The sequence below is a fragment of the Teredinibacter haidensis genome, from assembly GCF_014211975.1.
Classification (GTDB): domain Bacteria; phylum Pseudomonadota; class Gammaproteobacteria; order Pseudomonadales; family Cellvibrionaceae; genus Teredinibacter; species Teredinibacter haidensis.
This window is the reverse complement of the sequence record NZ_CP060084.1, coordinates 4,166,402-4,190,730: the sequence shown is the minus strand read 5'-3', so window position 1 is coordinate 4,190,730 and position 24,329 is coordinate 4,166,402. Positions and strand designations below refer to the sequence as shown.

Here is a 24,329-nt window from a genome sequence, read left to right as displayed (position 1 = left end):
AGGCGTGCGCTAAAACATTACACTGTTAGATATTTCCTCACTTCGCTTTCGTCCATGGATTCGACCTCTCCCGAAAGCGTGACCACACCTCGATCCATTACCGCGTACTTGTCGCCAAGATCACGGGCAAACTCAAAGTATTGTTCCACCAAAATGACGGCCATTTCTCCCTGCTGCCGAAGAATGGTAATCACATTGTGAATATCTTTAATAATGGACGGTTGAATACCCTCTGTTGGCTCATCTAGAATTAATAGTGTCGGCCGCATAACCAAGGCGCGGGCTATAGACAACTGCTGCTGTTGGCCACCAGACAAATCCCCACCTCTGCGACGCGTCATTTTTCGCAGCACCGGAAATAAATCGAAGATCTCATCGCTGACTTTACGGTGTCCTCTGGGCAGAGCCGCAAAACCGGTTTTTAAATTTTCCATCACCGTTAGCTGCGAAAAAATTTGTCGCCCCTGAGGAACATAGGCAATACCCAAACGCGCGCGATCAGCAGCAGACATTTTGGTGATATCTCGCTCATTCCAGCTAATATGGCCCGCTTTTGTCGGGTGCCTGCCTGTAACAGCTTGCATCAAGCTGCTTTTCCCTACGCCGTTACGTCCCAGTATGCAGGTTATTTCTCCTTTTTTGGCTTCCAGGCTAACATCGGTTAGAGCCTGGCTGGCGCCGTAGAATAAATCTATATTGCTTGCACTTAACATATCGTTCTCTGTTTTTTTATCTATAGCCTGAGATTCGCTGCCTAATATTCACCCTTGAAACACCTTAACGCCCCAAATACACCTCAATTACACGCTGATCCGCGGACACCTTTTCAAGGCTACCCTCGGCCAACACACTCCCCTCATGCAATACAGTTACCTTTGTTTCTAACGCCCGCACAAACTCCATATCGTGCTCAACCACAATAACCGAATGATTTTTTGCAATATCTTTTAGCAGGCGTGCCGTTTCCATGGTTTCGTAATCGGTCATACCTCCCGCAGGCTCATCCACCAGCAGTACTTCCGGCTCCTGAATAAACAGCATGCCAATTTCCAACCACTGCTTTTGGCCGTGAGACAGGTCGGCGGCAGAGCTTTGCTTCTTTTCCTTAAGGCCAATCAACTCCATAACCTCTTCAATCCGCGTTGCTTTTTCAGCGCTCAATACGTGCAACAGGGTTTGCCATATTCCGCGATTCCCTGCGAGCGCCAGCTCTAGGTTGTCCCAAACGGTTAAACTTTCTATAACCGTTGGCTTTTGAAATTTTCTACCGATGCCCATATTGGCAATATCTGCTTCATCGTAGCGGGTAAGGTCAATATTATCTTTGAAGCGCACTTCGCCTTCATCAGGACGGGTTTTACCGGTAATAATATCCATCATGGTACTTTTACCGGCGCCGTTGGGACCGATAATCGCCCGCAATTCGCCTGGAGAAATATCCAGCGATAAATTGTTGATCGCCTTAAAACCATCAAACGACTTAGTCACACCATTTAGATATAGGATGCTACGAATCTCTGGCGACGCATTTGTGGGTAGATCAATATGGCTCATAGCGGCGCTCCTTCAACATCAACATCGTCACCATCCGCTTTACCATTTTTAATAGACGTTTTTCGTCTACGTCGTTCCAGTAGGTCATCAGCCATACCAACGATTCCGCGCGGCAAGTAAGTCGTGGCGACGACAAACAGACCGCCCAGCATAAACAGCCATATTTCAGGAAAAGCACCGGTAAAGTACGTTTTTGCGTAATTCACCACGACTGCACCAATCACGGCTCCGTAAAGCGTACCGCGACCACCCAGTGCGACCCAGATAACGATCTCAATGGAATTGATGGGTGAAAATTCGCCCGGGTTAATAATGCCAACTTGGGGAACAAAGAGTGCACCCGCAATACCGGCTAAGGCGGCTGAAAAAACGAAAACCAATAATTTGTAATGTTCAACCCGGTAACCAAGAAAGCGGCTGCGGCTTTCCGCATCACGAATAGATACCAATACGCGACCAAATTTACTCTGCGTAATAAAGCGGCAGGCAATATAGGCCAAAATTAGCGTTACTGCCGATAAAAAGAATAAAATCAGTCGCGTACTATCCGCCTGAACATCCAGCCCAACAATTTCCTTAAAGTCGGTTAAACCATTGTTGCCGCCAAAACCGAAATCGTTTAAGAAAAATGCCTGCATTAACGCAAATGTGAGCGCCTGGGTAATAATGGAAAGGTAAACACCGGTTACGCGGGACCGAAAAGCCAACCAGCCGAACACATAAGCCAGCAGCCCGGGAACCAGTACTACCATTAGCATAGAGAACCAGAACATGTCGAATCCCAGCCAATACCAGGGCAGCTTATCCCAGTTCAAAAACACCATGAAATCAGGCAACAGGGGGTTGCCATAAACACCACGGTCACCAACTTGACGCATTAAATACATGCCCATGGCATAGCCGCCCAGCGCAAAAAATGCACCGTGACCGAGACTGAGGATGCCGCAATAACCCCATACTAAATCCAGGGCCAAAGCCAGCAGCGCGTAGCACAGGTATTTTCCCAGAAGAGTTACCGTATAGGTCGGCACATGCAGGAACGAGCCCTCCGGCATTAGCAGGTTTAAAAGGGGAACAAGGAACGCCGTTGCCAACAGCGCCGCAAGTAAATAGCGGCCGACCTTGTCGTGCATAACCAGGGAGTAGAGGATAGAGTTTTTTAGCATAATCAGTCCTCCACAAACCGACCTTTCAGCGCGAACAATCCGCGAGGTCGCCATTGAATAAATAGAATGATAAAGACCAGTACAATAATTTTCCCGATAACCGCACCCGTTACCGGTTCAAGGAATTTATTTACCACTCCCAAGCTCATCGCGCCGACAAAAGTGCCGAGTAAGTTACCGACACCGCCGAACACAACCACCATGAACGAATCAATAATATAGCTCTGGCCAAGATTCGGGCCGACATTGGTGATCTGACTAAGAGCAACTCCGGCAATACCTGCAATACCAGAACCCAAACCAAAGGTAAGCGCATCGACCCAGTTGGAACGAATTCCCATGGAGTTTGCCATAGCGCGGTTTTGCGTTACTGCTCGCATCTGCAGTCCGACAAGGGTTTTCTTTAACAATAGTGCCAGCATAAAGAGCACAAATAGCGCAAACAACATAATATAAATGCGATTGAAGGTTACTGACATAGCACCATTTATCACCCAGGACCCACTCATCCACTCTGGCGTAATTACCGGTACATTGTTGGCGCGGTAGCTTCGCACCGCTTGCTGCAAGATCAAGCTGATACCAAAAGTTGCCAGTAATGTATCGAGGGGACGACCGTAGAGATGCCGAATTACCAAGCGTTCAATCAATATGCCTGCCGTACCCGAAACAAAAAAGGCTGCGGGAATGGCGATTAACAAGGAGAGGTGAATCAATTCGGGGAAGAGCTGTTGAACCGCAAAGGTCGTATACGCCCCCAGCATAATCATTTCGCCGTGGGCCATATTGATCACACCCATCACACCAAACGTAATGGCTAGGCCGATAGCCGCCAGTAATAAAACCGAACCCAGGCTCAAGCCAAAGAGCAAATTCTCTGAAAATTTGAAGAACCCCAATTTGGTATTCACCGCTTTCAATTTCCGTTCGGCAAGCTTTATGACATCACTATCCGCTTCAAGGTATTCGCCATTTTCATTTTTTTTGACCAATTGATTTAAAACGGCAACGGCCTCTGGCTCAACAGCTGAGCCCAACTTTTCCACCGCCGACAGGCGTAAATATTTATCGTCGGATTTTATATCAATTCTGGCAATGGCAACTTCGAGCAGGTGCTTTACGCTCTTATTCGTCTCGGTTCTCGCACTGACCCTGAGTAACTCGCGTAGATTGTCGTCTGGTGATTTAATCAAATTGCGTGCGGAATCCAGTCGAATATTTTTGTCGTCTGCGGTAAGCTCCAGTACGGCGATAGCACTGCGTATAGTATTTCGCAATTTATTGTTAATCGTTACCTTTTTAGCCTGTCGTTTCCCCACAACACCCAGTATTTTTCCGTTTATAACGCTCGTCAACTCCAAACCGTCTTCCACCGTTGCAACGGTAACAATAGCCTTATCGCTTTTTTGGTAATAGAGCGCACCCTCCAGCATCTTTTTAAGCGTGGAAAGCACACGAGGGTCTTTTACAGTAGCTAGCTGCTGGGCCACGGAGGCCTTGTCGGCAAAGGATTTGGTACTTAATTGATTAACCAGTATTTCAAATTTCTGCTCTGTTGCCGCTACATTATCTTCCGGCGATTCCGTCTGGGCAAAAACGCCAAAAGGTAATAGAAAAACTGTAGCAAGCAAGAAAAAAGCGGTTTTGATTTTATCGTTCATTGTTATTCCGCAATTGCTTTTTGGCTTTATGACCGAAAAATGCACCTGTAAATTTTGGTCGCCGTAACGATTTTTTAGCTGTTCTCCTTACGCTACCCTCCCTATCAGATAGAGTAGGTTAGGTAGCGCAGCGAAAAACTTATATTGACGCGAAACGGTTAATAATTCTGACCGGAACACTTCTTAGTTTCGGTATTGTAGTTACCGCAATTAATTTTTGGGTCTTGCCAGTCAGACTCGATCTTGGCACTTTCAGGAAGGAAGTCAGTCCAGGCATCACCCGGTACTTCACCTTCAGTAGACCATACGATTTCAAACTGGCCATCGTCCTGAATCTCACCAATCAATACGGGCTTGGTAAAGTGGTGGTTCGGCAAAACTTCTGCAATGCCACCAGTCAAATTAGAAACCTTAATCCCGTACATCGCAGAGCGAACTTTATCAACGTCTGTAGTCTTGGCCTTTGCCACAGCTTTGGCCCACGCTTTAAAACCAATATAGGTCGCTTCCATTGGATCATTGGTTACGCGTTTTTCGCTCTTGATATATTTCTGCCATTTCGCAATAAATTTGTCATTGGCCTCGTCGTCAACGCTCATAAAGTAGTTCCAGGCAGCTAGGTGGCCGACGAGCGGTTTAGTATCGAAACCACTCAACTCTTCTTCACCAACGGAGAAAGCTACAACGGGAATATCTTCTGCGGAAATACCGGCATTACCCAGCTCTTTGTAGAAAGGAACATTAGCATCGCCGTTAATGGTCGATACAACCGCTGTTTTTTTACCGGAGGAACCGAAGTTCTTAATTTCTGCAACACGCGTTTGCCAATCGGAGTGACCGAAGGGCGTGTAGTTGATAGAAATATCGGCGGGGGCTACACCTTTACTTAGCAGGTACTGCTCGAGAATTTTGTTGGTGGTACGTGGATAAACATAGTCTGTACCTTCCAGAATCCAACGTTTAACAGCACCGCCGTCTTCACTCATAAGATAATCAACTGCTGGAATCGCCTGTTGATTGGGCGCCGCACCAGTGTAGAAAACGTTTTTGGAGGACTCCTCACCTTCGTACTGAACGGGGTAGAACAATAGACCATTCAGCTCTTCAATAACGGGCAGTACCGATTTACGGGATACGGAGGTCCAACAACCGAAAATTACATCAACTTTCTCTTTTTCCAAAAGCTCTTTGGTTTTTTCTGCAAACAATGGCCAATTAGACGCAGGATCAACCACAACAGCTTCTAATTTTTTACCCAGCAAACCACCCTTGGCGTTTTGCTCTTCAACCATCATTAACACGGTATCTTTCAAAGTTGTTTCACTAATCGCCATAGTGCCAGACAAAGAGTGCAATACACCAACCTTAATGGTGTCCGCTGCCTGCGCAGCGTATGCGCTCAAGGTAAGCGCCGCAAGCCCTAACACCATGCCTGTTTTCTTAAAAATATTATTCATGCGTGTCTCCTCCGTAGAGTTTTTGTTGTTTATTTAGAACAGGTAATACAAAAGACACAACGCAGAATTAGTGCCAACTAAGTCTGCGGCCGGATGAAAACTGATTTGTTTGAGTAATCGCTTGATAAATAAAGATTTTTTATACAATAGGAAGAAGACTGGACATTAAAGCGTGCAGCTTTACAAATCGAACGCACCTATGTGGTGCCATAAAGACCAATGAATTGATAATTTGGTGCGCGGCTAAGACTAAAAAGCGGAAACTGCGAGATAGATGCCCAAAAACAACGAAAATGCTGCCATAACACCCTGAATTAGTGCACAAAAGGGCAGCTCAAAGCGGTCTAGCATGCGCAATGAATGAGCAAAAATGCCACCAAGCATCGTCATAGCTAAAATAACGCCCACACTAAAAAAGAGCACATAAACAACACCAACAATAGGCTGGGAAATTTGTGAAATGGGAATTAGGGCCAGCAAAGGTGCAGAGCCCGCCGTGCCGTGGAGCAGCCCAACCAACGGAGCGCCCATATGCGAATGACCTTTTTCTTCTTTACTGCTGTTGCTTTTAAGTAAACGCCAGAAGGCCATAAGACCAATAACAATTAGGACAAAAGCGACACTGCGCTCTGCGTATTCACTGAGATGAACAGGTATGGCGCTACCGGCGACAAATACCACAATAGAAACCATTAACAATGCCGAACCGTGCCCCATGGACCATTGCAAACCAAACCGGAAACTACTTACCGGAGAACTGCCCGCCCCCTTCCCCGCACTTAGACCACCCACCGCAGCTATATGATCCGGGTCGAAAGCGTGCACCAAGCCCAAAGCCAATCCCATAAATAAAAAACTGGTAAGCGCGGCAGTTTCCATAATGTTTACTCCAGCATGCCTTGTTTTTCGATAAAGTTGACGATTGCATCGACACCGGTATTATCTTTTAAATTCGAAAACACGAAGGGTTTATCTCCTCGCATTTTTTTGGCGTCGCGATCCATAATATCCAGGCTGGCACCCACCAAAGGTGCGAGATCAATTTTATTAATAACCAGCAGATCCGATTTGGTAATTCCCGGCCCACCTTTACGGGGGATTTTATCGCCAGCCGATACATCTATAACATAGAGGGTTAAATCGGACAGCTCCGGGCTAAACGTTGCGGCCAGATTATCGCCACCACTTTCAATTAAAATGGCATCTAGGTCCGGGAAACGGGTTTGTAATTCTGCGACCGCAGACAAGTTCATGGATGCGTCTTCGCGGATAGCTGTGTGAGGGCAGCCACCAGTTTCAACGCCCATAATTCGGTCTGCATCCAACACGTTGTGGCTCAATAGAAATTCCGCATCTTCTCTTGTGTAAATATCGTTGGTAATAACAGCAAGATTGTATTTATCTTTTAATACGGCACAGAGGGTTTTTACCAATGCGGTTTTTCCGGAGCCTACTGGGCCGCCGATACCTAATCTTAGTGCTGGTTTTTTATTCGTCATAAATCGTATTCGTATCTCATTTACGTCAAAGTTTTATTCCGCCCTTGTGGGGCCAGATGTTGAGTATTCGTTAAGGGCAGATTATCCAATGCCAGGTCGAGCACAATCTAATACTCTATGAACGAAACAATCGCGAATACTGTCGTTCATGTCTCGATGAAGCAATTGCCAACGCAGGCAAGCCAACGCCGATATCTCGATCCGCCAGCCCTTTTGCCGTTTCACAAACATCTGGTATTAAGCCCATTAACTCCATTAACAATTTCTGTGCGTGCGTCTGGCCTAACGGTACAATTTTTGTGGCGGCAGCAACCTGATTTTCTAGCCAGCTCCAAACGAAGCCCTGCATTAGATCTTCAATGTCAATTTGCCAGCGTACGCCAGCAAGTGAAAATAAACTTACGAAACTAACGGGAGACTCTAATGTGATATCGGCAGATTCCATTTCTAACGAGATCAGCAAGCGTTGTAGCGCTTGCCCCAACTGTTCATCTTCCAGTAAAAGCTCACTTGTCTCACGGTTTGCGCGTATAAAGCTATTCCACGCATTAACCTGCTCAATATTGCCGCTCTGCCACGCGCAGTAAAGACGCTGTAATATTGGCAAATCCAAACAGCCTACACTGTACTGCAAAACCCCGGCAATCCACTCTGAGAGCCCGCCCTCTTCTTTTAGCCAACCACTTTCCACTGCGTATTCCTGCCCTTGAGAATAAGCATAGGCACCTATAGGTAGCGCCGGGCTGGCTAGGTGCAGCAAGTGGAGCAATTTTTTATTCATAGCTAATGATCGTGATGATGGCCACCACTACTGTGGTAAGCACCATTTTCCGGATGAAATGGCTTGCTGGCATGCTCCACCAACAACCCCAAGCCGTTGACCATATTATCCAGAACATGATCGTGCTGATAGCGTAAAAAGCCCGCCCCCACTTGCAAAGGCACATGACGATTGCCTAAATGGTAAGCCGCACGCGTTAACAACAAGGCGTTGTCGCTAACGACTTCGCTAACAGATTCTTCCGCCGCCACAACGCGAACATATTGACCATTGGAGCACTGTAGAAATTCTCCATACTCCAGTACATGACCCCGCTCAAGAAACCAGCCCAAATTTTCACCACAGGTGGTTTTAATCTTGTGGCGACTTTTTTTCCGCTCTTCATAGGTCGCAACAACTTCGTATTGGCTATTTGCGATGTTTTTTTTAATTTCGAATGCTTCTAACATTGGTTTTATACAACTCTTCTTCAATCGCCATTTCTACGGGAGGCTGGCCCGGATCTAAAACAAAAAATATCGTTGCGCCAGCGGTAACACTTCGGCTGGTTCACAGGTTAACAACTGACCATCGGCGCGAACTTCGTAGGTTTCAGGATCAACCTCCATAACGGGTTGATAAGCATTATGCACCATATCTTTTTTCTGTACGCTGCGGCAGGCTTTTACCGCGACCAGTCGACGTTCCAGTTTATAGCTGGCAGCAATACCGGCATCGATAGCTCCCTGGGAAACAAAACTGACAGACGTGCCCGTTGCAGCCTTGCCGTAGGCGCCAAACATTTTGCGGTAGTGAACCGGCTGTGGTGTTGGAATAGAAGCATTCGGGTCTCCCATTGGTGCTGCCGCAATCGCACCCCCCTTTATAATCATCGAGGGTTTTACACCAAAGAAAGCGGGCTTCCACAGAACAAGGTCAGCCAGTTTACCTACCTCAATAGAACCGACTTCGTGCGAGATGCCGTGCGCGAGTGCGGGGTTAATCGTGTACTTGGCGATATAACGTTTTGCGCGAAAGTTATCGCTGGTACCGTTGTCCTCGGGTAAAGCTCCGCGCTGCACTTTCATTTTATGGGCAGTCTGCCAGGTGCGACAAATCACTTCGCCTACACGGCCCATAGCTTGTGAATCGGAAGCGATCATGGAAAACGCGCCCAGATCATGAAGAATATCTTCTGCAGCAATAGTTTCCTTGCGAATACGTGAATCGGCGAAGGCCACATCCTCGGGAATATTCGGGTCGAGGTGGTGGCAAACCATGAGCATATCCAAATGCTCATCCACGGTATTGACCGTGTATGGACGAGTTGGGTTGGTCGATGAAGGCAAAACATTATCGGAACCACACGCTTTAATAATGTCCGGCGCGTGCCCACCCCCAGCACCTTCGGTATGGTAGGTGTGAATGGTGCGCCCTTTAAACGCGGCGAGCGTATCCTCAACAAAGCCGGATTCGTTCAGGGTATCGGTATGAATGGCAACCTGCACATCATAATTTTCCGCTACAGACAAACAATTATCGATCGAGGCTGGTGTCGTCCCCCAGTCTTCATGCAGCTTTAGACCCAGTGCGCCCGCTTCCAACTGTTCGTTTAAAGCCGTTGGCAAACTGGCGTTACCTTTCCCCAGGAACCCCAGGTTCATGGCAAAACTTTCAGCGGCCTCCAGCATTTTTTGAATATGCCAGGGGCCGGGTGTACAGGTAGTCGCATTGGTACCGGTCGCAGGGCCTGTACCACCACCTATCATGGTGGTGGTACCACTCATTAGCGCCTCTTCAATTTGCTGGGGACAGATAAAATGAATGTGTGCATCAATCGCACCGGCGGTAAGGATCTGGCCTTCGCCCGCTATAATCTCCGTGCCCGGCCCAATTTCGATTGTGACATCAGGCTGAATATCTGGGTTGCCCGCTTTACCAATAGTCGCAATACGACCACTTTTTATCGCTACGTCAGCCTTAACAATGCCCCAGTGATCGAGAATCAGGGCGTTGGTAATCACCGTGTCGGGTGTATCCACGCAGGAAGCCTGACTCTGCCCCATGCCATCGCGAATAACCTTGCCCCCGCCGAATTTCACTTCTTCCCCATGGGTGGTGAAATCTTTTTCTACCTCAATCCAAAGTTCAGTATCCCCCAGGCGAACGCGGTCACCCACGGTGGGACCGAACATATCGGCATAGGCCTTGCGATCTATTTTGCTCATTGCTATATCCCCAAATTGTTTTACAGGCTACCCATAATATCGCCACGAAAACCGTACACCTTTTTGTCCCCGGCAATTTCCACCAGTTCCACTTCGCGATCCTGGCCCGGTTCAAAACGCACCGCTGTGCCCGCAGCAATATTTAAACGAAAACCCTTCGCTTTACCCCTATCGAAATCAAGTGCGGGATTCGTTTCATAAAAATGGTAGTGCGAACCCACCTGTATAGGACGGTCGCCGCTATTCGCCACTTTTAGGATGACGGTATTACGCCCTGCATTCAGTTCAATTTCACCTGCTTTAATATCGTATTCGCCGGGTATCATATTGCTACTCCTTATACGATGGGCTCGTGCACAGTAACGAGTTTGGTTCCATCAGGAAAAGTGGCTTCCACTTGAACATCGTGAATCATTTCCGGAATACCATCCATTACGTCATCGCGCGTTAAAATTGTTCGTCCGTAACTCATCAGCTCTGCAACTGTCCTCCCTTCACGAGCGCCTTCCATAATTTCGGCAGAGATTAAAGCGATGGATTCAGGATAATTTAATTTTATGCCTTTCGCTTTCCTCCTTTCGGCTAAAAGTGATGCGGTGAATATGAGTAATTTATCTTTTTCGCGTGGACTGAGTTCCATTGTGGATTCCTCTCACGTTATTGTTTTCACTATTTCATGTCGGGGCGCATAGCGCTATGTATTCCAAATTCTGGGGGCCGTCGCCTCCCGACCATTAAAGATTGGCCTGATGCTCTTCCATATCAACTCAAAACCTTTTCTACACAGAGCGACATCATCGCCAAGATAACGTGCAATAAACACCTGCTGCTTTTGTGTTAGGCCCCAGGATTCCGCAGCCTTGCTATCGAGCACCAGCAGCTGTTCGATTAAGCCGTCAATAGTGTCTCGTGTAAGCGAAGCCGTTACCAGAAAAGTACCGAAGGTATTTTTGTTTTGCAGGCCAAAAATAGATTGCTGTATATCGCCGCCTGCGACAATCCGATTGCGCTCTATAAACAGCGGCTTTTCGTCTTGCCAAATTTCCAGATTTTGCCGACACTCACCAGTTTTAAATGTTTCCCCACTGGCCGCGCGCCCAAGGCGAACAATATCCCAGCCCGCGTATTGTGCACTGCCTTCCAACTCCACCCGCGTACTCAATCGACCATTGGACGAATCGAATACGATAGTTTCCTGCGGCAACCATTCTAGTGTAGCGCCACTGGCAATGCGCAGTACCACACTCTGGCACTGCTCAACTGCTGAGCCCTTAGCACCATAAATTTTCCCCGCCGATGGTGTGGTAATTAACGCGTTAGCGTTTTCTTCCAGGTCGATAGCAATATTCAGCTGATCACCAATCACCAGGCCACCGGGTGGGTGTAATAGATAAACGTGACAACAATCCGTTGGCTCGGGATAAAACGGCCGCTGAACCCGAAGAGGCCCTTTATGAACGGAACGGACCAACCGGGTTCGGCCAGCCCGGGGAGACAAACCAAGCTCTATCTTCGCCCGCCATTCCCGCGATACTGTAGACGGTACATTTTGATGGAAGGGCAAAGTCTGAGGCATAAAATTATTCGATTTCGAGTTATGGTTTTATACGGACAAGCCCCAATAGAGTACACGAAAAAAATTATCGCCCCACTATAGTGCGATAATCTCAACTTAATTGGTCGCTTAACTGGCTTTACGCCAATAGAGTGATCTAAGTGCAATATCCTTGCCTGGCAAGCCATTACGATTTTCCCCTAGCAGTCCAAAAGTGATTTTTATGCCTCCCCACGATAAGACTAACCAAGATGGAGCAAGCTTAAGCACCAACGTAGGACAAAACCTGTACAACTGCTTTACTTCCGGATTTGGTTTATTATGTGTACCTCCACGTTCAAGGTACAACAGAGTTATGATTGATCAACTCGCTAAACAGCTTTTCTCCGAGTTCAATGAAAAAGTGAGTGGTTTTTCCTCCGGCTCGATGGAAGCATCCTCTCAATTGCGCGCCATCATTGAATCAGCTTTACGTAAATTAAACCTAGTGACCCGCGACGAGTTCGACGCTCAGCAGGCTGTTTTACTGCGCACCAGAGAAAAGCTGGACGCTTTGGAACTCAAATTGGCTGAGTTGGAAAACGAACAAAAGCCTCAGCTCTGACCATCTACCGACGTGATCACCTAACAACACATAAAATGGCGAGAAGGATTTTGCGCCACAACTATAACAAGGACGTCTATGTCTCTCGCTGTCATCTACACCCGTGCCCAACTGGGTATCGATTCCCCACTGGTAACCGTAGAAACCCACCTTTCCAACGGCTTACCTGGCTTCACCATTGTCGGCTTGCCCGAAGCCGCGGTTAAAGAAAGTAAAGACCGGGTTCGTAGCGCCCTGATGAACAGCCACTTTGAATTCCCCCAGCGGCGGATTACCGTCAATTTGGCCCCTGCCGATCTGCCGAAAGAGGGCGGCCGCTACGATTTAGCCATCGCCCTGGGTATTCTTGCCGCATCCGAGCAAATACCGCAAGACCAACTAAACCAGTACGAATTTATTGGCGAGCTGGCGCTTTCAGGCAACCTGCGCCGCGTGCGCGGCAGCTTACCCACGGCCATAGCGTGTGGCCATGCCAACCGCACCCTGATAGGCCCTGAAGCGAACGCTGCCGAACTCGCTATCTGTCAAGATACGCCCATTCTCACCGCAACCAACCTGCTTCGGGTATGCGCGCATTTACATGGGCGTGAAAAGCTCGCGCCTCCGATCGCGCCAGAGCAACTGGACATACATTACCCGATGGATATGTCCGAAGTTAAGGGGCAACCTCAGGCTCGTAGAGCACTAGAGGTCGCCGCCAGCGGTGGCCACAATTTATTGTTTTACGGCCCTCCGGGGACCGGAAAATCCATGCTGGCGTCACGCCTACCCAGTATCATGCCGGCGCTAGAGGAACGGGAAGCGCTGGAAATCGCGGCGGTAAAATCGGTAGCCAATCAAAAACTTAACGGCGATTGGCGCATACGCCCGTTCCGTTCGCCCCACCATACGTCCTCTGCCGTTGCCTTGGTTGGCGGTGGCAGTAATCCCCGGCCCGGTGAGATCTCGCTCGCCCATAAGGGCGTACTATTTCTGGATGAATTGCCGGAATTTCCCCGGCAGGTGCTGGAAGTGCTCAGAGAACCCCTCGAAAGTGGCCATATCTGTATTTCCCGTGCCAGCGCTCAAGTGGAATACCCAGCCAGCTTTCAGTTGATTGCGGCCATGAACCCCTGCCCCTGCGGATTCCACAACGACGGCACCGACCGATGCCGCTGCACTCCCCAGCAGATTTCCCGCTACTCCGATAAGATTTCCGGCCCCTTGCTCGATCGAATCGACCTCCATATCCCGGTCGGCGCTATCCCTATCGATCAGCTGCAACAAAAGCCAGAGGGCGAAAACAGCGAGTCTATCCGCGCGCGCGTAAAGCAAACCAGACAGCGGCAAATGCAAAGACAAGACAAGTTGAACGCAAATTTGAAGGGTAAGGAGCTGGCAAAATACTGTGCTTTGGGCAAGCAGGAGCAGCAACTGCTCGCAACCGCCCTTTCTCAGCTCCACCTCTCGGCCCGCGCCTACGATCGCATCCTGCGAGTAGCTCGAACTCTGGCAGATATGGCCGGGGCGGAAGCCCTGGGCGTAGCCAGCATCTCCGAAGCTTTGGGATATCGGAATCTGGACAGGGCCAAAACCTAGTCGCAGAGTTCGAGCGTGCATTATTGAGTCGTTGCCAGAACGAACCAAATGCCTAACATTTCTAAAATAGGGTGCTATCTTTGATAGTATCGCGCTCCAAAATGCAGGCAGGCTAGAACCATAGCAGTTTGGCGCAACAATCATCTATTCGTGTGGATATATTGAAACGGCTTTTATTTTTTCTGCTACCTTTTACCGTTACCTTCAATACCTACGGTGCAGACAAGACCAGTCCCCCAGAAGCTGTGCCCCTCTATACTATGTGGATGGGGGGCACCAAAGGACGACATGCTTTCGACCAAGCCGTCGTCTGGCTGGCGCTGGAGAAGAGCCGCGAAGGCTATGGCCCCTTCCAATTACGCACCTACCAAAAAGCCCTAAATTTTGAGCGGGAAAGAATCGAATCAGCAAGGGCTGATACCTACAATATACATATCGCACCCTACTACTCCGTAACGCTGGAAAATACTAATACCTTTATTCGAGTCAAAGAACCGATTATTGAGGGCTTTTTAGGTTATCGCCAGCTGGTCATTCGCAAACAGGACTTAGATAAATTCGCACAAATTCAAAGCAAAGAACAACTTGCAGCACTAACCGCTGGCCAGGGTATACGCTGGCCAGATGTTGAGATAATGCGAAATAATCAATTAAAGGTGATTGAATCACTCGAGATTAACAGCCTTTTCGCCATGCTGAATAAAAAGCGATTCGACTATATCCCCATGGGCGCGAATGAAGCGGCGGGGACTCTGGATACCGTAACCCACGTTATTCCAGATCTCACCATAGCTCCCAACATCATTCTCTATTACCCTTTATCGATCTTCATTTTTGTAACCGGGAATAATCCCCAGCTGGCAGAGCGCCTGGAAAGCGGGCTGAGAAAAGCCAAGTCCGATGGCAGCTATGAATCGCTCTTTCAGCTGCACTTTTCCCATATCCTGGAGCAGATTAATCAGCCGGGCTTGCAACTTATCACATTGGAAAATACCAAAGTCTCTGCGGAAGGCTCCAGTAAAACGCCCAAGCTGATAAAACCCTCCCTCCGACCTGATAGCGAATAAGGCCCGATTAATCATGAGCAATGGCGCCGTTCACCTTCAGCGGGATGGAGTAGATACCGCGATCAGCGGCAATAAACAGGGTATTATTCTCCGATCCATAAAAAGCTATATGGTAGGGTCTGGCTGGAATATCGATCATGCCCAGAAAATCCCCCGCAGAATTAAAAACCTCGACAGCACGCCGGGTTGCGACGTATAGGTTTCCCGCGCTGTCCGTGCGCATACCATCGGGCTGCACACTCGAGCGATCTAAGCCGGAAAACTCGGCAAAGCGACGAAACTCACCTAGCTTTCCCGGCGCCAACACAGCGTATTGTCTAAGTTCGTCACTCCCCATATCCCCCACGTAAAGCGTTTTACCCTCCGGTGAAAGAGCAATACCATTTGGCTTGTCCATATCGTGAATAAGCAAGCTTGTTTGGCCAGCCCCATTGATGTAGTAAACCCCTTTAGCACGCTGTGCGCGCACATCAACTGCACTCCAGGAGGGGTCGGTAAAATATATGCCTCCATGCTGGTCTGCGACCATATCATTGGGCTGATTAAATCGCTGCGATAGAAAACCCGTGCTGACCTCGCCCACACTTTTACCCAACTGATCTATCCGCACAATCTGCCCCACTTTTGAATTACAGGCCAAGATATCTTCTCCCCGCATCAAAAGGCCCCTTAATCCGCTTCCACCACCATCCATTCGCTCGACAAGATTTTCCCGAATACGGTATTGATACAAAGATGCATCTGAACCCGCACGAAAATAAACACTGTTATCGTTATTCCAAACCGGTCCATCCGCTTCAAATATCTCACCGGTATCCAAGCGAGTAAGTTTTGAACCGGGCTCCAGCCATTCATTTTTAAGACTGTGAAATTCACAAAATGCAACACGATAGCAAAATGAACGCATCGACGCCCACAACAGTAATCCGCCAAACACAAACAAAAGCATCAAAGCAACATGCATACTTTTGTATTTATATTTATTTAAAAAATATTGTAATGGTTTCATATAGATCTATGTTATTCAGATTACTGGAAACTATTTGATTAAACACACGCCAGCACCAACGCATTGGGTAATACTGCTTGTATAACGCATTTATTCATAATCGGCGCGAAACTATGGAGAAACAAAAAAATAATCAGATGGGTGTTCAAACAATATCCTTCGATACCCTCACGCTCCCACACCAAAAATATTCTATATTTAACGTAGGGAAGCATCTCTAGGAAGGAATTGCTGATCGTGAAAACGCTAAGAGAAACACTGTCCGCCGAAACTTCAAACCAATGGCATACCACTTTGGCTCAGGCCCGGTATGACTTTTCCTTACACCATCTGATTGAACGCCAAGCCGCGCGGGCGCCAAACGCCACTGCCGTTATTCACAACAATGCAACATTAACCTATGGTGAACTAAACACCAAAGCTAATAAATTAGCACACGAACTCATACAACTCGGTGTAACAAAAAACTCACTGGTCGGTATTTGTATCGATCGATCGATCGAAATGGTGGTTGGTTTACTCGGAATTTTAAAATCTGGCGGGGCCTACGTTCCCTTCGATCCAGACTACCCAATTAGCCGCCTAGTCTTTATGGCAACCGATTCTTGCATTTCAATCATGGTTACCGAAAGCAAGTACGAGAGCTTAATTCCAGATTTAACAATTCATGCCCTCCTTTTGGGTAACTCAACTGAAACATTCTCACGACAACCAGGCACAAATCCAACAATAAACAGCCGGCCCACCGATCTCGCCTATATGATTTACACCTCCGGTTCCACCGGAAAACCCAAAGGGGCCATGATTTCTCATCGCGCAATTATTAATCGTTTGATATGGATGCAGGTTGAATACAATATTTCCGAAAGCGACAGGATCCTGCAAAAAACACCCATGAGTTTTGATGTTTCTGTCTGGGAGTTTTTTTGGCCGCTTATCGTCGGTGCCAAATTGGTAATGGCCAATGCTGGCGGGCATAAAGACCCGCAGTACCTTATCGATATTATTGAAAAACAAAATATTACTGTCCTGCATTTCGTACCCTCAATGCTGAGCCTATTTCTCAGTACGCCAGGACTCAATCGTATAACTTCATTGAAAGAAGTCTTCTGCAGTGGCGAAGCGCTTCCGCACGAATTAACAAAGCGTTTTTTTAACGCCATGCATGCACGCTTACATAACTTATATGGACCTACCGAAGCGGCTGTAGATGTAACCTACTGGGAGTGTAAGCCGGGCGATATTTCGACACTTGTGCCAATTGGTAAGCCTATCAGCAATATTCAAATGTACTGCTTGGATGAAAACCTCAACCCCGTTGCCGGAGGAGAGGAAGGAGAGCTACACATTGGCGGTATTGGTTTATCCGATGGTTATTGGAAACGACCAACACTCACGGAAGAAAAATTTATCGACAACCCATTTTCAACCGAAGCAAACGCCAAGCTTTACAAAACTGGTGATCTCGGCCGCTTTTTGCCGGATGGCAATATAGAGTACCTGGGTCGAATCGATTTCCAGGTTAAAATTCGCGGCCTACGCATTGAGCTGGGTGAGATTGAAGCAGAACTGTTAAAGCATGAGGCCATACGAACCGCGACCGTCATTCCCAGTAATGACTCCTTGGGTGAAAAACGCCTTCTTTCCTATCTCGTAGTCGACAAACAAAAAAAGTTTTCTATCCCCGAACTGAGACAATTTTTGGCCTCTAGATTACCGGACTATATGATACCCGCGGCCTTCATCTTGATCGAGAACATGCCGCTAATGCCGAATGGAAAAACCGACCGAAAGGCTCTGCCACAGGGAACCATTTCCCGCCCCGATCTCAACCAGCCGTACATAGCGCCGGGCACCAAACTTGAGAAAATATTGTGTTCCATATGGAAAAACCTGCTGAATATGGACAAAGTAGGCGTCGACGATAATTTTTTTGATATCGGCGGAAACTCTCTGCTTTCTATGATGGTGGTGACCGAGTTAAACGATCAGGAAAATATCACGCTCCCCTTAGTAAAACTTTTTCAACATCCAACGGTTCGGTCATTAGCATTGCGCCTTGAAGGCAGCGCAGATAACAATATTGAAATCGATAAAATTTTCGAACGATCGGCTAGCCTGAAGCAGACTCTTTCTGCCAAAAAAAGAGGCGAGAACGAGATAGCCATTATCGGTATGAGCGGGCGCTTTCCCGGCGCTTACAATACCGATGAGCTCTGGGAAAACCTTTGCGCAGGAAAAGAGACCGTCACTTTTTTCACAAAAGAGCAACTTGGTCCAGGACTCGATCCCAGCCTAACTGACGACAAAAACTACGTTTTTGCTCGCGGTATTATTCCCGATGGGGACAAATTCGACGCCGCTTTCTTCGGTATTAATCCCACCGAAGCAAAAACCATTGACCCGCAACAAAGAGTGTTTCTCGAACTCGCGTGGGCCGCTCTGGAAAACAGCGGTTATACCTCCGAAAAATTCGACGGACTTATTGGCGTCTACGCCGGTATTGGCAACAACCACTACTACCCTCTCAACGTTATGCAGCATACCGATATTGTGAAAATGGTCGGCCCGTTTTCGGTAATGGTGGGCAACGAAAAAGACCATATCGCCACACGCGTGGCCAACAAACTTAATTTAACTGGCCCGGCAGTCAGCGTGCACACCGCTTGCTCCACAGCCATGACAGCAATAGACAACGCCTGTTTCAGCCTCACAACAGGCCAGACTGATATGGCTCTCGCTGGCGGAATTTCACTGCAAACACCCCAATACAGCGGGCAGCTCTTTGAAGAAGGTGGTGTATTCTCACCCGATGGCCACTGCCGCCCCTTTGATGCCGAGGCGGCCGGAACCCTGTTTAGCGATAGCGCTGGAATTGTGGTGTTAAAACGTCTAAACGATGCCTTACGTGATGGAGATACCATTTACGCGAGCATTAAAAGCACTGCGTTAAATAATGATGGCGCCAATAAAATCAGCTACCTTGCACCGAGTATCGAAGGCCAAAAAAAAGTTATCGCCATGGCCCTCGCCCGCGCGGGCGTGTCGCCATCCGAAATATCCTATATCGAGACTCACGGCACCGGAACCCCAATTGGCGATCCCATTGAAGTAGAAGCTCTAACGCAAATTTATAGGCGAGACACTGAAGCAAAACAATTTTGCGGTCTGGGCTCGATTAAAAGCAATCTCGGACACCCCACTATTGCTGCAGGAGCAGCCGCAGTTATAAAAGTAGCGCTATCTTTAAAGCACGAAAAGATTCCTGCAACACTTCACTACACCAAAGCCAACCCAAAAATAGATTTCAAAAACAGTCCATTTTACGTCGTCGACAAATTACTAGAGTGGCCAAGAGCCAAGTACAAACGGCTTGCGGCGGCCAGCTCATTTGGTTTCGGTGGAACCAATGGTCACGCCATACTTGAAGAAGCCCCCAACACACAGGACTCTGGCCCATCCAGGCCAGAACAACTACTGATGCTCTCGGCAAAGACTGAAGAAGCACTAAACCAGAGTTGCGTCAATCTGGCCACTTTTTTAGAAAAGCACCCGGAAACAAAAATAGCCGATATAGCCTTTACCTTACATAACGGTCGAGCAGATTTTAATCACCGTCAATTCTTGGTCGGACCAACAAATGAAGCGCTGATATCCCGGCTTAAACAACCCGGAAAAATTAACCGACATTTACTACAGGCGAAGGCACCGGAATTAGTTTTTGTCTTTCCTGGACAGGGATCACACTATGTCAATATGGGCTTGAACTTTTATCAAGAAGAGTCCGTGTTTAGAGAAACAGTAAACCACTGTGCAGAAATTTTGACGCCTCACCTTCACTGTGATTTGCGCACCGTACTCTATCCTGAAGACCGCGATACCGCTAAAGCGCGAACGAAATTGACCGATACTCGTTACCAGCAACCAGCACTGTTTACCATTGAATATGCCTTGGCAAAACTGTGGAACTCCTGGGGTGTATACCCCGATATGATGGTAGGCCATAGCATTGGCGAGTATGTTTGTGCGGTTCTCTCCGGAGTGTTCACTCTAGAAGATGGACTGCATATTGTCTCTGAGCGTGCTCGTTTAATGAGTGAACAGCAGGAAGGGGGAATGCTCTCCGTCAGGTTGCCAGCAGCAGAGCTGGAACAACACCTGTTTCCCGGCATTTGTCTTGCGGCATCAAACGGCCCTGCGCTTTCCGTTGCCTCCGGGCCCCATGAGCTTATTGACAAACTGAAAAAAACACTACAAGAAAACAACATAGATAGTACCGCATTACATGTCTCCAGAGCGTTCCATTCGACAATGATGGAACCCGCATCCCAACCGCTTTGCGAGCTAATTTCTTCGGCTCAACGCAACCCCCCTAAAATTCCCTTTGTATCAACAGCGACGGGGAACTGGATCACTAAGGACGAAATTACCGACCCTCTGTACTGGGGTCGACAGCTTTGCTCTCCTGTACGGTTCTGCGAAGCTATCGGAAAAATTTGGGAACAACCAAAGCGCCTGCTTCTGGAAGTCGGTCCGCGCTCCGTTGCCACAACCATGGCGAAGCAACAAATAACAATCCCCGGTGAAAAAACAGCAATTCCATCACTTGCCGATACAGAAAAAGACAATCGTGAGTGGCAAGCGATACTACAGGCAATGGGTCAGCTCTGGTTAAAAGGCATATCCATTGATCGACCTGCCTTTTGGGGTTCGCAGCAACGTAAAAGAATCCCGCTACCTACTTACCCTTTTGCAAGAAAGCGCTATTGGTTAGAGCCGTTATACAATATTTATACGCGTGCTAATGAAGAAGTATCGAACCAAAAACCTATCACCGCTCACGCAAACATAGAGAGTACGGACAGCCCATCTATCACAATACCCCTAAGTGTTGATAAAAAACTGATCCATATTCTTGAGGAAATTTCCGGCGTCGAATTTGGCGATGATATGGACCAATCTCTTAGCTTTTCCGAGCTGGGACTCGACTCATTATTCCTTACTCAAATCGCATTCAAATTGAAAAGTGATTTCAACGTAGGTCTCAGTTTTAAACAGCTTGCCAGTGAATACTCTAGTATTGAAAAACTGTGTGAGCGCATTGAAAGAAACCAGTCCGAATCCGTTGAAGAAAATAAATCATTAACGGACCCAACCAACGCCAACCCTAAGCCGACTAATATCGAAGGAATTCCAACTTCCAGCTTCCAGAGGGAAATCTTCGAACTCATCGGCCGTTACGGGTACAGCGCTTCCTGTTCTTTCAACGAATCCATTACTATCAACCTAAAAGGCGAGACCTTTTCGATCGACAACATGGAATACGCTTTAAATCAGTTGGTATTAAGGCACGATGCCCTGCGCATGAGCTATACCGAATTCGGCGATCGTCTACGCACCACAACACCCATGCCGCAACCCCTAGCACAACATGACTTATCGCGCTTGCCCGACGGCGACAAAGCCGAACGCCTTCGTCAGGTACAGAAAACCGAATTTAGTCAGGAATTTAATCTTCATCGAGCCCCGTTATTACGCGCCACCGCTATCAAGTTATCAGAAGGGGATTACAAACTAATTATGACGACGCATCTCGCCATCTGTGACGGTTGGTCGTTAGATGTATTGGTGAAAGATTTGGGAGCACTTTATAGCGCCGAAGTTACGGGCGAACGCCCCCAGCTCGCAGAGTCTAAGTCTTTTCAAAAATATCTGGAAGAACAGACATCATCAGCCAGTGCCTCTTCGCGAAGCTACTGGAAAGAGAGGTTTCGAGAATCAATTGAGGCCATTGTTTACCCACAGAGGACCAATACGATACAACACAGAACGTTTAACGGTACCCGAAAAGATCTATGCCTTAATAAAGAGATAGCCGAATCACTTAACAAAAAGGCGGCTCAGCTTAATTGCAGCTACTACACCCTATTGCTCGCAGGACTAAAACTATTGGTATATGGTCTTACCGGCCAAAGGAAGCTCGTTATTGGAATGCCTACAGCAGGCCAGGCAATCACTCACCAGCGTGACCTAGTTGGAAATTGCTTACACTATATGCCCATACTCAGCCAACTTGACCCCGGCTTAGCTTTAAACGACTTTTCAAATTCACTTAAGAATGCCATTACTGAAGCCGTTGATAACTTTGACCTTCCATTTCAACACCTTACAAGTGAAAAACTGGAAACTACCGAGCCCTTTATTCAAATTTGCATGAATTACAGCCCAAAAATGGACGTCGAACAATTCCCCTTTCATAACATCGAGGCGAGTTACGATATTAGTCCGCGACATTTTGAAAGCTTCGATATTTTTATTAACGCGGTCGTTAGTAGAAACAACGACACAGTACTGGAGTTTCAGCACAACTCAGACATTTTTTCGTTGGAAGAAATATCTCAATGGCAATTTTTGCTCCGAGGTATTTACGAAAAAATCGCAAACGAAGAAAACACCGTAACACTGGGAGAGATATTGCGGAAACAGGGTATAGTGCTACCAGATATTCAACCCAATCCAAAATCCGGTGGATATCAAGAGAAAAAACAAAAGCCGGGAACTTCACCTATATACTTCGGAAACAATAATGAACTTTATGGTATTTGTCATACACCAAAAGAAATAATTTCCGACACGGGCGTTCTGTTTTGTTACCCCATTGGGCAGGAATATATGAAATCCCATTGGGCGTTCCGGCTACTTGCTAACCAACTTATCGCTAAAGGTATTCCCGTCTTTAAGTTCGACTACTATGGTACAGGTGATTCCTTGGGAGGCCAAGAGGATTGGAATGTCGATAGGTGGGCAAAAGATATTTCACGCGCAGCAGAGCAGCTCAGAATTATGAGCGGCCTATCAAAAATCTCTATTGTCTCTCTACGCTTTGGTTCCGTACTTGCAGCCAAGGCGATAGACAATGGTTTAGCTGTTGAGACTCTAGTTCTGTGGAACCCCGTAATTTGCGGTTCAAAATATCTCACATCCCTTAAAAAAATGAACCAAAAAGCACTTATCGAAGAAAAAAGAACCTACCCCTACCCCTCCGATGAGCAGCTCGGCGCCGATAATAACGAGATTTTGGGATTTTACTATACCGAAGAAATACAAAAAGAAATTGAAAGCAGCCAGTTAATGAATGCGATATTTCAGTACTGCCGAAATATCGCCATTACCTCTTCCCACGACGATGACGAATTTTTATTTTTTCTGTCCAGCCTAAAATCCCGATTCCCAACAGCAGAATATCATTTGCTGAAGGAAAATGTAGACTGGTATGATTTCCAACAATTTCAAAATGCGATTCTACCCAGCGAGATGATCCTAAAGATATCCTCCCTTATTGAAGGGGTAACAACATGAGAGAAAAAGCTATTTTCTTTGGCAAAAAATCAGCGCTGACGGGTGTTATTTCTGAGCCTCAAGCCCTCAGCGCACCGACGCTACCTATTGTTATTATTCTCAACTCTGGCCTGCTCCACAAGGTAGGCCCATTTCGGTTGAGTGTAGATTTGGCGCGCAAGCTTCAGTCGTTAGACTATATCGTTCTACGCATGGATATTTCCGGCATAGGCGACAGTAAAATGCGCCTACTACCGGACTCCTCACCAGCATCTATAGCAGATCTTAGTGAAACCATGGATTACTTGTCTGGCGCTTATCATCAGAATAAATTCGTATTAATGGGGCTATGTTCCGGTGCCGACAATTCCCACAGAGTAGCCACTCTGGATTCTCGAGTAATCGGAACCGTTAATCTTGATGGCTATTGCCCTAAAAATTACAAGTATTCAATAAAGTATTACAGTAACAGATTTTCCTCCCCCCGTTTTATAAAGGAAAAAATATTGAAATTGTTTAAAAAACGTTGTTGCACCGAGCACAAAGGCGTATTTGATCAAAAATCTGAAGCTTTAGCTCGCGCATTTCCCTCTAAAGAAAAACTTTGCCTCGATTTCTCATCGCTTCTGGAAAGAAGCGTTCGAATGCTATACGTCTTTACCCGGGGAGTTGAATATTATTGCAACTATCAAAATCAACTAAAAGACGTTTTAGCCCCTTTAGACACCAAAGACTTACTTCAAGTACAAATGTACCCTTACTTTGATCACACATTTTCCAGAGGAAAGGCACGCAAACAGGTAATTGACAGAATTACAGCTTGGCTTCAAGAAAGTTTCTGTTAAAAACATAG

The 24,329-nt window shown here is 47.2% G+C and carries 19 protein-coding genes; 5 read left to right on the top strand and 14 right to left on the bottom strand.

Annotated elements, in window-relative coordinates; genetic code table 11:
* Nucleotides 1–17: 17 nt before the first annotated feature.
* From urtE to H5715_RS16970, 13 genes are all read right to left on the bottom strand, one after another.
* The gene (gene urtE, locus H5715_RS17030; protein WP_075186266.1) at nt 18–713 is read right to left on the bottom strand and encodes an urea ABC transporter ATP-binding subunit UrtE; all 696 of its coding nucleotides are present in this window, start codon (nt 711–713) and stop codon (nt 18–20) included.
* 64 nt (nt 714–777) lie between these two features.
* Nucleotides 778–1,554: an urea ABC transporter ATP-binding protein UrtD gene (urtD, locus tag H5715_RS17025; protein ID WP_075186267.1), complete on the bottom strand. Its 777-nt coding sequence runs from the start codon at nt 1,552–1,554 to the stop codon at nt 778–780.
* On the bottom strand, nt 1,551–2,720 hold the full coding sequence (gene urtC / locus H5715_RS17020) for an urea ABC transporter permease subunit UrtC (RefSeq protein WP_075186268.1): 1,170 nt from the start codon (nt 2,718–2,720) through the stop codon (nt 1,551–1,553). The genes urtD and urtC overlap by 4 nt, the downstream gene beginning before the upstream one ends.
* Before the next feature lie 2 nt (nt 2,721–2,722).
* A complete protein-coding gene (gene urtB, locus H5715_RS17015; RefSeq protein WP_075186269.1) occupies nt 2,723–4,381 on the bottom strand; it encodes an urea ABC transporter permease subunit UrtB in 1,659 nt (552 codons plus the stop codon).
* A 158-nt stretch (nt 4,382–4,539) separates the two neighbouring features.
* On the bottom strand, nt 4,540–5,838 hold the full coding sequence (gene urtA / locus H5715_RS17010) for an urea ABC transporter substrate-binding protein (protein ID WP_075186270.1): 1,299 nt from the start codon (nt 5,836–5,838) through the stop codon (nt 4,540–4,542).
* 249 nt (nt 5,839–6,087) lie between these two features.
* Nucleotides 6,088–6,717, bottom strand: coding sequence for an urease accessory protein UreH (locus H5715_RS17005; protein ID WP_075186271.1), 630 nt, complete (start codon nt 6,715–6,717; stop codon nt 6,088–6,090).
* Between the two features lie 5 nt (nt 6,718–6,722).
* Nucleotides 6,723–7,337, bottom strand: coding sequence for an urease accessory protein UreG (ureG, locus tag H5715_RS17000; protein WP_075186272.1), 615 nt, complete (start codon nt 7,335–7,337; stop codon nt 6,723–6,725).
* A gap of 115 nt (nt 7,338–7,452) precedes the next feature.
* Nucleotides 7,453–8,118: an urease accessory protein UreF gene (locus tag H5715_RS16995; RefSeq protein ID WP_075186273.1), complete on the bottom strand. Its 666-nt coding sequence runs from the start codon at nt 8,116–8,118 to the stop codon at nt 7,453–7,455.
* Nucleotides 8,119–8,120: 2 nt separating this feature from the next.
* The gene (gene ureE, locus H5715_RS16990) at nt 8,121–8,567 is read right to left on the bottom strand and encodes an urease accessory protein UreE (protein ID WP_075186274.1); all 447 of its coding nucleotides are present in this window, start codon (nt 8,565–8,567) and stop codon (nt 8,121–8,123) included.
* Between the two features lie 54 nt (nt 8,568–8,621).
* Nucleotides 8,622–10,325 (bottom strand): urease subunit alpha, encoded by a 1,704-nt coding sequence (gene ureC / locus H5715_RS16985; RefSeq protein ID WP_075186275.1) that lies wholly within the window; start codon nt 10,323–10,325, stop codon nt 8,622–8,624.
* 20 nt (nt 10,326–10,345) lie between these two features.
* Nucleotides 10,346–10,651 carry an urease subunit beta gene (locus tag H5715_RS16980; protein WP_075186276.1) on the bottom strand — a complete coding sequence of 102 codons (306 nt, stop codon included), beginning with the start codon at nt 10,649–10,651 and terminating at the stop codon, nt 10,346–10,348.
* A gap of 11 nt (nt 10,652–10,662) precedes the next feature.
* The gene (gene ureA / locus H5715_RS16975) at nt 10,663–10,965 is read right to left on the bottom strand and encodes an urease subunit gamma (RefSeq protein ID WP_075186277.1); all 303 of its coding nucleotides are present in this window, start codon (nt 10,963–10,965) and stop codon (nt 10,663–10,665) included.
* A gap of 54 nt (nt 10,966–11,019) precedes the next feature.
* A complete protein-coding gene (locus H5715_RS16970) occupies nt 11,020–11,901 on the bottom strand; it encodes an urease accessory protein UreD (RefSeq protein ID WP_075186278.1) in 882 nt (293 codons plus the stop codon).
* Nucleotides 11,902–12,235: 334 nt separating this feature from the next.
* Here H5715_RS16970 and H5715_RS16965 point away from each other — a divergent pair, with 334 nt between their 5' ends.
* The 3 genes from H5715_RS16965 (at nt 12,236) to H5715_RS16955 (ending at nt 15,129) form a co-directional block, all read left to right on the top strand.
* Entirely contained in the window at nt 12,236–12,484 is a 249-nt protein-coding gene (locus tag H5715_RS16965; protein ID WP_075186279.1) for an accessory factor UbiK family protein, read from the top strand.
* A 78-nt stretch (nt 12,485–12,562) separates the two neighbouring features.
* Nucleotides 12,563–14,062 carry a YifB family Mg chelatase-like AAA ATPase gene (locus tag H5715_RS16960; RefSeq protein WP_075186280.1) on the top strand — a complete coding sequence of 500 codons (1,500 nt, stop codon included), beginning with the start codon at nt 12,563–12,565 and terminating at the stop codon, nt 14,060–14,062.
* 128 nt (nt 14,063–14,190) lie between these two features.
* Entirely contained in the window at nt 14,191–15,129 is a 939-nt protein-coding gene (locus H5715_RS16955; RefSeq protein WP_075186281.1) for a type 2 periplasmic-binding domain-containing protein, read from the top strand.
* Nucleotides 15,130–15,136: 7 nt separating this feature from the next.
* On the opposite strand, the gene H5715_RS16950 is transcribed toward H5715_RS16955, so the two are convergent.
* Nucleotides 15,137–16,138, bottom strand: a complete 1,002-nt coding sequence (locus tag H5715_RS16950; RefSeq protein ID WP_075186282.1) for an SMP-30/gluconolactonase/LRE family protein — start codon at nt 16,136–16,138, stop codon at nt 15,137–15,139.
* 237 nt (nt 16,139–16,375) lie between these two features.
* On the opposite strand from H5715_RS16950, the gene H5715_RS16945 reads away from it, so the two are divergent.
* Nucleotides 16,376–23,497: a hybrid non-ribosomal peptide synthetase/type I polyketide synthase gene (locus tag H5715_RS16945; RefSeq protein ID WP_075186283.1), complete on the top strand. Its 7,122-nt coding sequence runs from the start codon at nt 16,376–16,378 to the stop codon at nt 23,495–23,497.
* A complete protein-coding gene (locus tag H5715_RS16940) occupies nt 23,494–24,321 on the top strand; it encodes a hypothetical protein (protein ID WP_075186284.1) in 828 nt (275 codons plus the stop codon). Before H5715_RS16945 ends, H5715_RS16940 begins: the two co-directional genes overlap by 4 nt.
* Nucleotides 24,322–24,329: the final 8 nt, after the last annotated feature.